The following is a 14,481-nucleotide window of genomic DNA, read 5'->3' on the forward strand; positions in this document are numbered from 1 at the left end:
TTATCCTCGGATCGCCCAGAAGGCCAGGTTCAAGCCCGGGAACTGCCCGGCGATATGGAAGGCAAAGCCGCCGGAGTGGATCAACTGCTGCCAGTGTTCGCTGCCGCGGTCCAGTTCGTAGTAGGTGGAGCCCGCGTGATACGGGATCTGGCGTGGCGCCACCGGCAGCGGCAGCAGGCCGATGCCCGGCAGTTGCAGGTTGACCAGGTCGCGGATGTGCTCCACCGAGCCGACCTTGCTCTGCTGGCCGAAGCGCGCACGCAGGGTTTCGCCCGGCACATCGGCACGGACCACGAGGATGAAGCTGGCGCTGTCGATCAGGGTTTTATCCGCCAGCATTGCCACGTGCACGCCGTAGGCTTTCTCGACAATCGGGATAGGCGTGGCCTTGCTGTCGATCAGCATCGACAGCGCCTCGCGCAGGGCCTGCATCACCGGGGCGAAGCTCAGGGCCAGGTCGTCATGCTGATAGCGCGGGTATTCCTCAGGGCGCCGCCCTGAGGTGGAGAACGTCGAGAACTCGCCGGCCAGGCTTACCAGCTCACTGAAGAAACGCTCCGGGTGCAGCGGGCTCAACTGGCTCAGGTGCTGGATCAGCGGCTGGGCGCGGTTGACCAGTTGCAACAGCATGAAGTCGGCAATCTCTGAAGCGCCACCGGCACCCGACGCCACCACGCGTCCGGCCAGGGCTTCGCCGCGCTGGTGCAGCAGGCCCAGCAGTTCACTGCGAAAAGCCGTCAGCGGTTTGCTCGCCGCCACATCGAGCACCGGCGGGATGTAGCTGTCATCCAGCACCAGGGCGCGGTCGGCGCGCTTTTCCTTGATGCGTACCAGGCCGATGGCGGCGTAGTCACTGATGCCATCGGCGCCGGTGAGCAAGCGCAAGGCACGGGAACCGACGGCCACCGGTGCGCGGTTTTCGAAAGGTGCGTTGTCATCGCGCACCTCGCGCACCTGGCTCAGGTAACGCGCGGCGCCCAGGGGCTCGCCTTCGTCTACCGTGTCGCGGGCGCCGGCACGCTTGAGCGGCAAGGCCAGGTACACCAGGCCGTCACGCAAGTTGTCGTCGATATTCAGCGGGCTCGGCGCCAGGTCGTCCTGGGGAATATTGAACGGCGTGCCATCGGGCAACAGGCCACGGGCCGAGACAATCGCCAGCTTGCCCTGGGCCAGCAGGCCCTGGTCGATCAGCAGTTCGCAAAACCCCCAGGCGCCGGCCGACAGCGGACGGCTGCGGGCATCGATCAGGTTTTCCAGGTAACGGTCATGCTGCTGGAAGTGCTGCGTTCCGATGAACATGCCTTCCGACCAGACCACGCGATTGTTCCAGGACATGGGGGCTCCGATTGCTTCTTATTGGGCAGGACTGGATGGGGCAACGCTGAGGTGCGCACGTACGGCGCGCACATCAAGGCTGATCTGGTATTCGCTGGCCTGGCGGGGCGGCACGCTGAGTACCGTGCGCCATTGCGCACGGTCCAGTTCGCGATAGCCCACCAGCAGGCCGATCTGCCGGGTGGCCGGGTCGAGGTCGCGCTGCAGGCTCAATTGCTGGCCGGGCTGGATCACCACTTCATCCTGGTCCAGCAGGTCCAGGCCGAGGGTCGGCTGGGCGCGATCCGCCAGGGCGAAGTAATCGGCACGACTGAAGGTCGCGGCGTTTTTCAATTCGAAAATCCGTACCCGCACCGGCGCTGGCTGGCCCGTGTGACCGGGGTTGAGGCCGCTGATGGCATGGAAATGCAGCTCGACGCTGGCAGTGTCGATTTGTGCCTCTGGCGCGGGCGGCGCAGCATCCTTGGCACAGGCCGTCAGCAGCAACAGGCCGGCGGCCGCGAGTAAAAACCTGGAAATCATCCTGCGTCCTCAATGACGTATGTGGCTGTCCGTTGTTCCAGTTTCAGCGCCGCTGGCGGGCGCTGTGTGCTTCATAGGCCCGGCTGAATTCACGGCCGAACAGGTCCTGGAAATCCTCCTGGGCCTCACGGGAAATACTGTTGTAGAGCTCGGTGAACTGTTGCCAGTACTGGGCCTGGCGCGAACCGTTGAACAGGCTCGACAGCCCGCCGGGCTTGCCCATGCGCTCTTCCAGTTGAGCGGGTTCGAAGCGTGTTAGCAGATGTTTGATGGCCGCTTCGACACCGGCCATCACCGCCAGTTGGTGGGCCCGCAGGTCGTCGAAACTGTCGCGCACGGCCAGGTCCGGCGCCATAAACGCTTGGTTGCCGTGGCGAAGCAGCAGCAGTAACGCTTCGTCGGCATTCGGGGCGAATTTCAACGGATTGTTTTCCACCGGCTGGATCGTCGTCTGCTGCATGCGGAACTCGCCCTTGAGGCTGCTGCGCGCACGTAATACGTCGATCAGGCCTTCGACCATCAGCCGGTAGCTGCGGCCGATACTTTCCATCTGCGCCTCTGCCTGGGCCTTGTCCAGGCGCAGGTGATCAAGACCGGCACCGCGCAGGAAGGCTTGCAGCAAATCGGGCTGGGTGGCGTCTGCCAGCGGCAGCGAGCGCTCGACCACAGGAGGTTCAGGCGGTGCGAGGGGCGGTGGCGTGCTGAGCGGCGGCGCAGGTGTTTCGCCAAGCAGGTCCCAGTCTTCCGGAATCACCGAGCCCGGGGTCGCCGGCTTCTCGGGCACAGGCACGTTAACAGCGACCGGCGGGCGAAAATCATGCTGCTCGGCCGGCACATGGTCAGGCTGGCTGGGCGGCGGCACGGCCGTTGGTGTGAGGAAATCGAACAAGTCCGGCAGCGTATCCATCGACGACGCGCCCTGGAACTGCGGCGCAATCACCGGGGTGCTTGGCAGCGGCGCGGCTACCCCCGCACCCTGGCGGCCCATGAGCGCTTCGAAACTGTTGGAGGCGTCGGCGGCGAAAGGCTGGGAGCCTGTCACGTTCACCCCGGAATCAATCCGTGCCTGGATCTCGTAATCGCCGATCCGGATCAACTCGCCATCTTGCAATGGCTCGCTGTTTCCCCGGCGCAAACGAATACCGGCATTAACCAATTCCACACCATTAGTACTGTTATCGGTTAGATAGTAACGGCCATCTTTGTATTGAATAACGCAATGTTGCGCGGAGACCAAACGTTCTGGATCAGGCAATATCCAGTCGTTTTCACTAGAGCGGCCAATAGCCATCACTCCATTATCCATGGACTTTTCCGGACATTGACCTGGGGTGATCTTGTGATAACTAGTGATAGTCAAACACAGTGACATCTTGCCTCCTTGCTGAACCTCACGCGCGGTCGGCCAAGGGAAATACTTTCCCAAGCGCGTCTCGACAAATCCTTTAAACAACCTTAGAAGCCTGCTTTTACCAGCATGATCGCTGATCTTAACCGGCAAATGTGACAAAAATCCTCAGGCAGCGCCTACTTTGACCCACGGGTCGCATAGGATGTTAAACACCGCACATCTGTCACACAGGGCGAATAGCTTACCTTGACAACGCATAACTACTACACCAAAAATGCACAACTTCTTGAAGATAAGTAGTGGCACATTGAAATCAATGTGCTGGCCTGACCAAGAAAACATGCCGATAAATTGCGCAACTAAACCGCGCAACTAACGCATGCACTGCCCGAGACTAAAGGGCCGATATGGAGATCGAATTTAGTGGATGTGCCGTTGCTGCTCACCGCTGTTTCCGCGACTTTGCCGTGTGGCGAAGACCTGGAATATGACGCGGATTTCCTGCACTTGGAACGTGCTGCCCAGGGTCAACCCGAGCGCAGCATGGGCGACGCTATTTTGCCCGCCGAGCCCCCAGACTGGCGCAGCATCCAGCAACAGAGCCTGGACTTGCTGCAGCGCAGCAAAGACCTGCGCATCACCCATTTTTTGCTGCAAAGCTCCCTCGCCCTGCAAGGCGTCGGCGGGCTGGCCAGCGCCCTCACCCTGATCAGCGAACTGCTCCAGCAGTACTGGGCCGACCTGCATCCGCGCCTGGATGCCGATGACGACAACGATCCCACCGTACGCATCAATGCCCTCGCCGGATTGACCTGCGACACGAACATCCGCCTGCTGCGCGAAAGCGTGCTTACGCGCTCGCGAGCGTTCGGCGCCGTGAGCCTGCGTGGTGCCCTGAATGCCAGCGGCCTGCAAAGTTTTCCCGGCGAAAGCATCGGTGCCGAGCAACTGGCCGCCGCCTTCCTCGACAGCGACCCGGAGCCGTTGCAAGCCACCCACGCCGCCCTGGTCGAGGCCCGTGCGGCCTGTGAAAACATCGAAAAATACGTCAGCGAGCAAGTCGGTTCCGCCCAGGGCGTGGACCTCGGCGCGCTGAAACATCCGCTCAAGCAGGCTCTGCAGATTTTCAGCCAGTTCACTGCACAGAGCGACGACAGCCGTGAACCCGAGGTGGTCAGTGACGACAGCCACGCCTCGGTCGAACACGCTGGCGCCCCTGCAGCCCCCCGCAATGCTGGCGAGATCGCCAGCCGCGACGAGGTGCTGCGCGACCTGGACCGGATCCTTGCGTACTACACCCGGCACGAGCCTTCCAGCCCGCTGCCGGTACTGTTGAACCGGGCGAAAAACCTGGTGCACGCCGATTTTGCGGCCATCGTGCGCAATCTGATTCCCGACGGCATGTCCCAATTTGAAAACCTGCGTGGCCCGGACGGCGAGTAAGTCGCCAGGCTTTGCAGTAACAACACCGTCGCTCAAGCGACCAGGAGCAGCAACGTGGCGAAGCAAAGTTCTCAGAAATTCATCGCGCGCAACCGTGCGCCTCGAGTGCAGATCGAGTACGACGTCGAGCTTTACGGCGCCGAGAAAAAGGTCCAACTGCCCTTCGTGATGGGTGTGATGGCCGACCTCGCCGGCAAGCCCGCCGAGCCTCTGGCGCCGGTCGCGGACCGCAAGTTTCTTGAAGTGGACGTCGACAACTTCGACTCGCGGCTCAAGGCCATGCAGCCGCGGGTGGCATTCCACGTACCCAACGAACTGACAGGCGAAGGCAACCTGAGCCTGGATATCACCTTCGAAAGCATGGACGACTTCAGCCCCGCCGCCGTGGCGCGCAAGGTCGACTCGCTGAACCAGTTGCTGGAAGCCCGTACCCAACTGGCCAACCTGCTGACCTACATGGACGGCAAGACCGGCGCAGAAGAAATCATCATGAAAGCGATCAAGGACCCGGCATTGCTGCAGGCCCTTGCGAGCGCGCCCAAACCTGCTGGGGACCAGTAATCATGACCGACAATACCGCCCGCGAAGGCGCCCAGAACCTGGGTACCACCCAAGAAGCCAGCGAGTTTGCAAACCTGCTGCTGCAAGAATTCAAGCCCAAGACCGAGCGTGCCCGCGAAGCCGTCGAGACCGCCGTGCGCACCCTGGCCGAGCAGGCCCTGGCGCAGACGGACCTGGTATCCAACGACGCGATCAAGTCGATCGAATCGATCATCGCCGCCATCGACGCCAAGCTCACCGCCCAGGTCAACCAGGTTATCCATCACCCGGATTTCCAGCAGCTGGAAAGCGCCTGGCGCGGCCTGCACTACCTGGTCAACAACACCGAGAGCGATGAGCAGCTGAAGATCCGCGTGCTCAACATCTCCAAGACTGACCTGCACAAGACCCTGAAGAAATTCAAGGGCACCGCGTGGGACCAGAGCCCGATCTTCAAGAAGATGTACGAGGAAGAATACGGCCAGTTCGGTGGCGAACCCTACGGTTGCCTGGTGGGCGATTACTACTTCGACCAGTCGCCTCCTGACGTGGAGTTGCTGGGCGAGCTGTCGAAAGTCTGCGCCGCCATGCACTCGCCGTTCATCGCTGCCGCATCGCCGACCGTGATGGGCATGGGCTCCTGGCAGGAACTGTCGAACCCACGTGACCTGACCAAGATCTTCACCACCCCGGAATACGCTGGCTGGCGTTCGCTGCGCGAATCGGAAGACTCGCGCTACATCGGTCTGACCATGCCGCGCTTCCTCGCGCGCCTGCCGTATGGTGCCAAGACCGACCCGGTGGAAGCCTTCGCCTTCGAAGAAAACACCGACGGCGCCGACAGCTCCAAGTACACCTGGGCCAACGCCGCGTACGCGATGGCGGTGAACATCAACCGCTCGTTCAAGCATTTCGGCTGGTGCTCGCGCATCCGTGGCGTGGAGTCCGGCGGTGAAGTGGAAAACTTGCCAGCTCACACCTTCCCCACCGATGACGGTGGCGTGGACATGAAGTGCCCGACCGAAATCGCGATCAGCGACCGCCGTGAAGCGGAGCTGGCGAAGAACGGTTTCATGCCGCTGCTGCACAAGAAAAACACCGACTTCGCCGCGTTCATCGGCGCCCAGTCGTTGCAAAAACCAGCCGAATACGACGACCCGGACGCCACCGCCAACGCCAACTTGGCTGCACGCCTGCCGTACCTGTTCGCCACCTGCCGTTTCGCCCACTACTTGAAGTGCATCGTGCGCGACAAGATCGGTTCCTTCAAAGAGAAGGACGAGATGCAACGCTGGTTGCAGGACTGGATCCTCAACTACGTCGACGGGGATCCTGCGCATTCCACCGAAACCACCAAGGCCCAGCACCCATTGGCTGCCGCCGAAGTGATCGTGGAAGACGTCGAGGGCAACCCGGGGTACTACAACTCCAAGTTCTACCTGCGCCCGCACTACCAGCTCGAAGGGCTGACCGTGTCGCTGCGCCTGGTATCGAAACTGCCTTCGGCAAAAAGCGCGTAAAAAATCGGGACTGGCTCGCTCCCTGTAGGAGCGAGCTTGCTCGCGAAAAACTTGAAGACGCTGCGTTCATCCAGGATGCCCGCGTCACCGTTGACGACCTTCGCGAGCAAGCTCGCTCCTACAGGGGTCGGCGGCGTAAACAAATATCGTGGCTCAGACCACACAGGGAGAAAACATGGCTGTTGATATCTTCATCAAGATCGGCGACATCAAGGGCGAGTCCATGGACAAGGCCCACAAGGACGAAATCGACGTACTGAACTGGAGCTGGGGCATGGCCCAGTCCGGCAACATGCACGTTGGCAGTGGCGGCGGCGCCGGCAAGGTGAATATCCAGGACCTGTCGCTGACCAAGTACGTCGACAAGGCTTCGCCTAACCTGATGATGCATTGCGCCAGCGGCAAGCACATCGACAAGGTCAAGCTGACCGTGCGCAAGGCCGGCGGCGAAAGCCAGGTCGAGTACATGATCATCAACCTTGAAGAAGTGCTGATCACGTCCCTGAGCACCGGCGGCTCGGGCAGCGATGATCGCCTGACCGAAAACGTCACCCTGAACTTTGCCCAGGTGATGGTCGACTACCAGCCGCAGAAAGCCGACGGCACCAAGGACGGCGGCCCGATCAAGTTCGGCTGGAATATCCGTTCCAACACCAAGCGTTGATACGAAGACCCCTGGCGCAGCGCGCCGGGGGTTTTGGTGCTTGCTCGAATTTCGACCTTCCTCTTTTCGGTATCTGAGTCATGGCCAAACCTTCGTTTATCAATTTGTGGAAGGCGTATTCCGATCTTTTGGTAACGCATCCAAACGCAGCCCCTTGCAATGGTCCTTGGGCCAATCAGTGTGCTATCCGCATGAGTCTGGTGCTCAACGCCGAGCTGACCGTCAAGGTCAACAAATCCACCTATACCGAGCCCAAGTGTGCACATGAACACGCCAGGGGTGCCGAGTCATTGGCTAATTGGCTGTGGAAACGGCACCTAGGACGACCCGTCATTCTGGGCAATACCGCCGAAGACCGCCGCACACTGATGAGCAAAACCGGGCTTATCTTTTTCAAGGATTGTTTCCAGCAATCAGGCGAGTCCCTGGATAACCGTACCGGCGATCATATTGACCTATGGAACCGAGGGATAACCAAAACCGGCGATCTCTTTTCCCGCTCCAGGGCTGTCTGGTTTTGGGAGCTCACATAATGAAAAAACCATTGCTCGCACTCTGCCTGACCATGAACGTGATCAGTCTGAACGCATGCGCCGAACATACCGAACCGCCGACGATCGAGGCTGTATTTGTTGGCCAGCCCCTCAAACTGATCGATGACCAGGGTCAGTGCACGTTAGTCAAACCTGATCAGAGCCGTACAAAACTGGATATGGAATGGCCATGCAGCTTCAGCTTGGATGAGCATCAGAAATTGCGCGTGGAGACATTCAACGGTATCCCTATATTTTCAGTCTGGCGTGTTGAGCACATGCCTGCCCCGAGCCGCGACTGCCTGAACAAAATGCAGGCTATTCGCCAAATCCAAGGGCATCTGGAGGTGGCACCGGTCAGCCTATCGGCATCCTGCGGTTGGGGTGGCGACCAAAAAATGTATGTAGCGCCCTTTACGTGGTAACCGAAATCGCCACCCGCGACCGCCTGCAACCGTCCCTGCTGGACCGGTTGACCGACGACGAGCCGAGCAATCCCAAGGAAAGCGCCGACAAGCGCGTGCTGTCCCTGACCCAGCTCAAAGCCTCGGTGCTGCGGGACCTGGCGTGGCTGCTCAATACCACCTCGCTGCTCAATGCCGATGCCACCCTGCACACCCCGGCCGGGACGTCAGTGATCAATTACGGCCTGCCGGCCCTGGCGGGCAACAGTGCGTCGAGCGTCGATATCAATGCTCTGGAAGCCCTGATCTACCAGGCAATTGCCACCTTTGAGCCGCGCATCCTGCGCCACACCCTGCGGGTCAAGGCGCGTGTGGCCCATGGCGAGATGAACCACAACGCCTTGAGCTTCGAGATCGAAGGCGACCTGTGGGCCCAGCCGGTGCCCTTGCGCCTGCTGCTGCAAACCGACCTGGACCTGGAGTCTGGCCATGTACGCGTGGTCAACGCCGACCAGCGGAGGCGCCCATGAACCCGCGCCTGCTGGAGCTGTACAACCAGGAGCTGCACCACGTGCGCGAGAGCGCCGCGGAGTTCGCCAAGGAATACCCGAAGATCGCCAGTCGGCTGACCCTGTCCGGCATGGACTGCGCCGACCCGTACGTCGAGCGCCTGCTCGAAGGCTTCGCGTATCTCACCGCCCGGGTGCAGCTCAAACTCGACGCCGAGTACCCGACCTTCACCCATAACCTGCTGGAAATCGCCTACCCGCACTACCTGGCGCCGACCCCATCGATGACCGTGGTGCAGTTGCAGGCCGACCCCGATGAAGGCTCCCTGACCAGCGGTTTTCCATTGCCCCGCGATACCGTATTGCGCGCAGCCCTGGGCCGCGAAACCCAGACCTGCTGCGAGTACCGCACTGCCCACCCGGTGATGCTGTGGCCGTTGCAGGTCAGCCAGGCCGATTACTTTGGCAACCCGTCCGCCGTGCTCGGGCGCCTGGCCGCCAGTGAACCCAAGGCCAAGGCCGGTTTGCGCCTGACCCTGCGCACCGGCGCCGAGCTGCCATTCAACAGCCTGGCCCTGGACAATCTACCGCTGTACCTGAGCGGCGCCGATGAGCAGCCGTTCCGCCTCTACGAGCAATTGCTGGGTAATGTGTGCGCGGTGTTTGCGCGCCAACCCGGCGGTGACTGGGTGGAGCGCCTGCCACAGGACGCGCTGCGTTCGCGCGGGTTCGACGACGCCGATGCGGCGATGCCCGTGGTATCGCGAGCCTTCCAGGGTTACCGCTTGCTGCAGGAATACTTCGCCCTGCCCCATCGCTACCTGTTCGTCGAATTCGCCGAACTGAGCCGCGCCGTACAACGCTGCGATGGCCAGGAACTGGAGCTGATCGTGCTGTTCGACCGCCACGATCCCAGCCTGGAAGGCAGTGTTGGCGCCGCGCAGTTCGTGCCCTTCTGCACCCCGGCGATCAACCTGTTCCCCAAGCGGGTGGACCGGATTCACTTGTCCGAGCGGGTCAACGAACACCATGTGATTGCCGACCGCACCCGGCCCATGGACTTCGAGATCCACTCCCTCAGCGCCATCACCGGCCACGGCACCGGGCCGGAGCAACCCTTTTTGCCGTTCTACGCCGTGCGTGATCCGTCGCGCTACGGCCGCGACCAGAGTTACTACAGCGTGCGCCGCGAGCCGCGGGTGCTGTCCAGCGACCAGCGGCGCAATGGCCCGCGCTCCACGTATGTGGGCAGCGAGACCTTTGTCAGCCTGGTGGACAGCCAGCAAGCGCCCTACCGCCACGACCTGCGCCAATTGGGCGTGACCGCGTTGTGCACCAACCGCGATCTGCCACTGTTCATGAGCGTGGGCAACGGCAAGACCGACTTCACCCTGGCCGACAGTGCCCCGGTGCTGGCGGTGCGCTGCGTCGCCGGACCCAGCCGCCCGCGCGCCAGCCACGCCCATGACGCCAAGGCCTGGCGCCTGATCAGCCAGTTGTCGCTCAACTACCTGTCCCTGAGCGAAGGCCAGGGTGCCGCGGCGTTGCGTGAACTGCTGCGCCTGTATGGCGACAGCAACGACGCCGCCCTGCAATTGCAGATCGAGGGCCTGCGCGAGGTCAGCAGCAAAGCGGTGACACGGCGCCTGCCGATGCCCGGCCCGATCGTGTTTGGCCGTGGCCTGGAAATCACCCTGGAATTTGATGAAAACGCGTTCCGCGGCACCGGTGTATTCCTGCTCGGTGCAGTGTTGGAACGATTCCTGGCGCGTTACGTGTCGATCAACAGTTTTACCGAGACGGTGATTCGTACCACCGAACGCGGCGAGATCATGCGATGGAAAGCCAAGCCCGGACGGCGTCCGACCCTGTGAGTACCCTGGATGCGATGCATCAGGAGCCCTGGGAATATGACTTCTTCCAGGCGCTGCGCCGTATCGAGTGCGAATCGCCCCAGCTGCCGCGCCTGGGGCATTCTCTGCGCCTGGCCGATGACCCGTTGCGCCTCGGGCAACAGGCTGACTGCACCTTCGCCCCGGCCACCCTGGCGTCGGTGAACCCCGGCGGCGACGGCACGCCAGCGCGCCTGGAGCAGTTCTTTTTCGGCCTCGGCGGCCCCAATGGGCCGCTGCCGCTGCACATCACCGAATACGTGCGCGAACGCCAGCGCAACAACGCCGACAGCACCAGCAAGCGCTTCCTGGATGTATTCCACCACCGCCTGTTGACCCTGTTTTATCGGGCCTGGGCCGAAGCGCGGCCGACCGTCAGCCACGACCGCCCCGACGATGATTACTGGTCCGCACGCCTGGCGGCGCTCAGCGGCCGCGGTATGCCCAGCCTCCTCGACCAGGGCCTGATCCCCGATACCGCAAAACTGCACTACAGCGGCCACCTCTCGGCGCAAACCCGCTACCCGGACGGTTTGAAGGCAATTCTCAGCGAGTATTTCGGCTTGCCGGTGGAGATTGAAGAGTACGTCGGCCAATGGCTGGAGCTGCCCGAGCGCAGCCGGGTCAGCGTGAGTGCCAATCAATTGGGCGTGGATTTTTGCCTGGGCAGCCATGTGTGGGACCGCCAGCACAAATTCCGTATCCGCCTCGGCCCCCTGACGCTCGACGACTACATGGGCATGTTGCCCGGCAGCCAGCCGTTCAATGAGCTGGTGGCCTGGGTCACCGAATACCTGGGCCATGAACTGGACTGGGACCTGAACCTGATTCTTCAACAACCGCAAGTGCCGCCGTTGCAACTCAACGGGCAGTTCCGGTTGGGTTTCAACACCTGGCTCGGCCAACCCGGGCAAGACGCCAACGACCTAATCCTGGCCCGGCATTACGCCGATCAAGCCACCACCTCAAGGAATCCAGAGCATGGGTGAAATCAGTCGCGCCGCGCTGTTCGGTAAACTCAACAGCGTGGCCTACAAGGCCATCGAAGCCGCCACGGTGTTCTGCAAATTGCGTGGTAACCCCTACGTGGAACTGGCCCACTGGTTTCACCAGTTGCTGCAACTGCAGAACTCTGACCTGCATCGCATCATCCGCCAATTCAACATCGAGCCGGCACGGCTGGCCCGAGACCTCACCGAAGCCCTGGACCGCCTGCCCCGTGGCTCGACGTCGATCACCGACCTGTCGTCCCATGTGGAAGAAGCCGTGGAACGCGGCTGGGTATACGGCAGCCTGATGTTTGGCGAAAGCCAGGTGCGCACCGGCTACCTGGTGCTGGGCATTTTGAAGACGCCGAGCCTGCGGCATGCACTGCTGGGCTTGTCGTCCGAGTTCGACAAGATCAAGGCCGAGGCCCTGAGCGAGCGCTTTGATGAATATGTCGGTGATTCGCCGGAAAACGCCCTGAGCGCCAGCGATGGTTTCAATGCCGGTGCCGTGCCGGGCGAAGCCAGCGGCGCCATGGCCCCCAGTGCCATGGGCAAGCAGGAAGCCCTCAAGCGTTTCACCGTGGACCTGACCGAACAGGCGCGTAGCGGCAAGCTCGACCCGATCGTGGGGCGTGACGAAGAGATCCGCCAACTGGTGGACATCCTGATGCGTCGGCGCCAGAACAACCCGATCCTCACCGGTGAAGCCGGGGTGGGCAAGACCGCCGTGGTCGAAGGCTTTGCCCTGCGCATCGTTGCCGGCGACGTGCCGCCAGCGCTCAAGGACGTGGAGCTGCGCAGCCTGGATGTGGGCCTGCTGCAAGCCGGCGCCAGCATGAAAGGCGAATTCGAACAGCGCCTGCGCCAGGTCATCGAAGACGTCCAGGCGTCGCCAAAACCGATCATCCTGTTTATCGACGAAGCCCACACCCTGGTAGGTGCCGGGGGCGCCGCCGGCACCGGTGATGCGGCCAACCTGCTCAAGCCGGCCCTGGCCCGTGGCACCTTGCGCACCGTGGCCGCCACCACCTGGGCCGAGTACAAGAAGCATATCGAGAAAGACCCGGCGCTGACCCGCCGCTTCCAGGTGGTGCAAGTGGCCGAGCCGTCGGAGGACAAGGCGCTGCTGATGATGCGCGGCGTGGCCTCGACCATGGAAAAGCACCACCAGGTGCAGATCCTCGATGAAGCCCTGGAAGCCTCGGTCAAGCTGTCCCACCGCTATATCCCGGCGCGCCAGTTGCCGGATAAATCCGTGAGCCTGCTGGACACCGCTTGCGCCCGCGTCGCCATCAGCCTGCACGCGGTGCCGGCAGAAGTGGATGACAGCCGTCGCCGCATCGAAGCCCTGGAAACCGAGCTGCAAATCATCGCCCGCGAGCATGCCATCGGCATCGCCATTGGCGCACGCCAAAGCAACAGCGAAGCCTTGTTGAGTGCAGAACGCGAGCGCCTGGCTAGCCTGGAAAGCCGCTGGGCCGAAGAAAAAACCCTGGTGGACGAGTTGCTCGCTACCCGCGCGACCCTGCGCGAGAAAGCCGGCGTTGTCGACAGCGGCAACGACGAGTTGCGCGCAAAACTGGTGGACCTGCAACAGCGCCTCAGTGCCCTGCAGGGTGAAACCCCGTTGATTCTGCCAACCGTGGATTACCAGGCCGTAGCCTCGGTGGTCGCCGACTGGACCGGGATCCCGGTAGGCCGCATGGCGCGCAACGAACTGGAGACGGTGCTCAACCTCGACCAGCACCTGAAAAAACGCATCATCGGCCAGGACCACGCCTTGCAGATGATCGCCAAGCGCATCCAGACCTCCCGCGCCGGCCTCGACAACCCAAGCAAGCCGATTGGCGTGTTCATGCTGGCCGGCACCTCGGGCGTGGGCAAGACCGAAACCGCCCTGGCCCTGGCCGAAGCCATGTACGGCGGCGAGCAGAACGTGATCACCATCAACATGAGCGAGTTCCAGGAAGCCCATACCGTGTCCACCCTCAAGGGCGCGCCACCGGGCTATATCGGCTATGGCGAAGGCGGCGTGCTGACCGAAGCCGTGCGGCGCAAACCCTACAGCGTGGTGCTGCTGGATGAGGTGGAAAAAGCCCACCCGGACGTGCATGAGATTTTCTTCCAGGTGTTCGACAAGGGCGTGATGGAGGACGGCGAAGGCCGGGTGATCGACTTCAAGAACACCTTGATCCTACTCACCACCAACGCCGGCACCGAGCTGATTTCCCACGTCTGCAAAGACCCGGCAAACGTGCCCGACCCGGAAGACATCGCCAAGGCCCTGCGCCAACCGCTGCTGGAGATCTTCCCACCGGCCCTGCTCGGGCGCCTGGTGACGATTCCGTATTACCCGCTCAGCGATGTGATGCTCAAGGCGATTACCCGCCTGCAGCTGGACCGCATCAAGAAGCGCGTGGAGAACACCCACAAAGTCGCGTTCGATTACGACGACACGGTGATCGACCTGATTGTCTCGCGCTGCACCGAAACCGAAAGTGGCGGGCGGATGATCGACACCATCCTCACCAACAGCCTGCTGCCGGACATGAGCCGCGAGTTCCTCACACGCATGCTCGAAGGCAAGGCGCTGGCGGGGGTGCGGATCGGCAGCCGGGACAACGAATTGCACTACCAGTTCAGCGACACCGAATAACCTGACGAAGTGCTATCCAAATGTGGGAGCGGGCTTGCTCGCGAATGCGGTGAGTCAGTCACCGGATGTATCAACTGATACACCGCATTCGCGAGCAAGCCCGCTCCCACATTGGATTCGGTT

Annotated in this window: 13 protein-coding genes; 10 read left to right on the plus strand and 3 right to left on the minus strand. The window is 62.1% G+C overall.

Translation table 11 applies throughout. The features are described 5' to 3' along the window. From tssK to tagH, 3 genes are read right to left on the minus strand one after another with little or no spacing between them, the layout of a single operon-like run. Nucleotides 1–1,335, minus strand: coding sequence for a type VI secretion system baseplate subunit TssK (gene tssK / locus FIV38_RS05175; RefSeq protein WP_070994066.1), 1,335 nt, complete (start codon nt 1,333–1,335; stop codon nt 1–3). Nucleotides 1,336–1,353: 18 nt separating this feature from the next. Beyond that, nucleotides 1,354–1,857, minus strand: a complete 504-nt coding sequence (gene tssJ / locus FIV38_RS05180; protein ID WP_092232151.1) for a type VI secretion system lipoprotein TssJ — start codon at nt 1,855–1,857, stop codon at nt 1,354–1,356. Between the two features lie 43 nt (nt 1,858–1,900). Next, nucleotides 1,901–3,229, minus strand: a complete 1,329-nt coding sequence (gene tagH / locus FIV38_RS05185; RefSeq protein WP_092232154.1) for a type VI secretion system-associated FHA domain protein TagH — start codon at nt 3,227–3,229, stop codon at nt 1,901–1,903. A gap of 402 nt (nt 3,230–3,631) precedes the next feature. Between tagH and tssA the strand changes: the two genes are divergently transcribed. The 10 genes from tssA to tssH all read left to right on the plus strand — a co-directional run bounded on the left by tssA (nt 3,632) and on the right by tssH (nt 14,358). Next, nucleotides 3,632–4,651, plus strand: coding sequence for a type VI secretion system protein TssA (gene tssA / locus FIV38_RS05190; protein ID WP_092232157.1), 1,020 nt, complete (start codon nt 3,632–3,634; stop codon nt 4,649–4,651). A 54-nt stretch (nt 4,652–4,705) separates the two neighbouring features. Then, entirely contained in the window at nt 4,706–5,212 is a 507-nt protein-coding gene (tssB, locus tag FIV38_RS05195; protein ID WP_010207547.1) for a type VI secretion system contractile sheath small subunit, read from the plus strand. Nucleotides 5,213–5,214: 2 nt separating this feature from the next. Continuing rightward, complete coding sequence (tssC, locus tag FIV38_RS05200; RefSeq protein WP_029289877.1) at nt 5,215–6,711, plus strand: type VI secretion system contractile sheath large subunit; 1,497 nt, start codon at nt 5,215–5,217, stop codon at nt 6,709–6,711. Between the two features lie 175 nt (nt 6,712–6,886). After that, nucleotides 6,887–7,375 carry an Hcp family type VI secretion system effector gene (locus FIV38_RS05210; protein WP_029289879.1) on the plus strand — a complete coding sequence of 163 codons (489 nt, stop codon included), beginning with the start codon at nt 6,887–6,889 and terminating at the stop codon, nt 7,373–7,375. 80 nt (nt 7,376–7,455) lie between these two features. Next, on the plus strand, nt 7,456–7,908 hold the full coding sequence (locus tag FIV38_RS05215; protein WP_092232160.1) for a type VI secretion system amidase effector protein Tae4: 453 nt from the start codon (nt 7,456–7,458) through the stop codon (nt 7,906–7,908). Then, nucleotides 7,908–8,333: a hypothetical protein gene (locus FIV38_RS05220; protein WP_029289883.1), complete on the plus strand. Its 426-nt coding sequence runs from the start codon at nt 7,908–7,910 to the stop codon at nt 8,331–8,333. Before FIV38_RS05215 ends, FIV38_RS05220 begins: the two co-directional genes overlap by 1 nt. After that, nucleotides 8,327–8,842 (plus strand): type VI secretion system baseplate subunit TssE, encoded by a 516-nt coding sequence (tssE, locus tag FIV38_RS05225; protein ID WP_029289885.1) that lies wholly within the window; start codon nt 8,327–8,329, stop codon nt 8,840–8,842. Before FIV38_RS05220 ends, tssE begins: the two co-directional genes overlap by 7 nt. Then, nucleotides 8,839–10,695 carry a type VI secretion system baseplate subunit TssF gene (gene tssF, locus FIV38_RS05230; RefSeq protein WP_029289888.1) on the plus strand — a complete coding sequence of 619 codons (1,857 nt, stop codon included), beginning with the start codon at nt 8,839–8,841 and terminating at the stop codon, nt 10,693–10,695. The genes tssE and tssF overlap by 4 nt, the downstream gene beginning before the upstream one ends. Then, entirely contained in the window at nt 10,659–11,702 is a 1,044-nt protein-coding gene (gene tssG / locus FIV38_RS05235) for a type VI secretion system baseplate subunit TssG (protein ID WP_029289890.1), read from the plus strand. Before tssF ends, tssG begins: the two co-directional genes overlap by 37 nt. Continuing rightward, nucleotides 11,695–14,358: a type VI secretion system ATPase TssH gene (gene tssH, locus FIV38_RS05240; protein WP_092232163.1), complete on the plus strand. Its 2,664-nt coding sequence runs from the start codon at nt 11,695–11,697 to the stop codon at nt 14,356–14,358. Before tssG ends, tssH begins: the two co-directional genes overlap by 8 nt. The last annotated feature ends 123 nt before the right edge of the window (nt 14,359–14,481 follow it).

Origin of the sequence: Pseudomonas proteolytica (assembly GCF_007858275.1) — a bacterium.
Taxonomy (GTDB): Bacteria; Pseudomonadota; Gammaproteobacteria; order Pseudomonadales; family Pseudomonadaceae; genus Aquipseudomonas; species Aquipseudomonas proteolytica.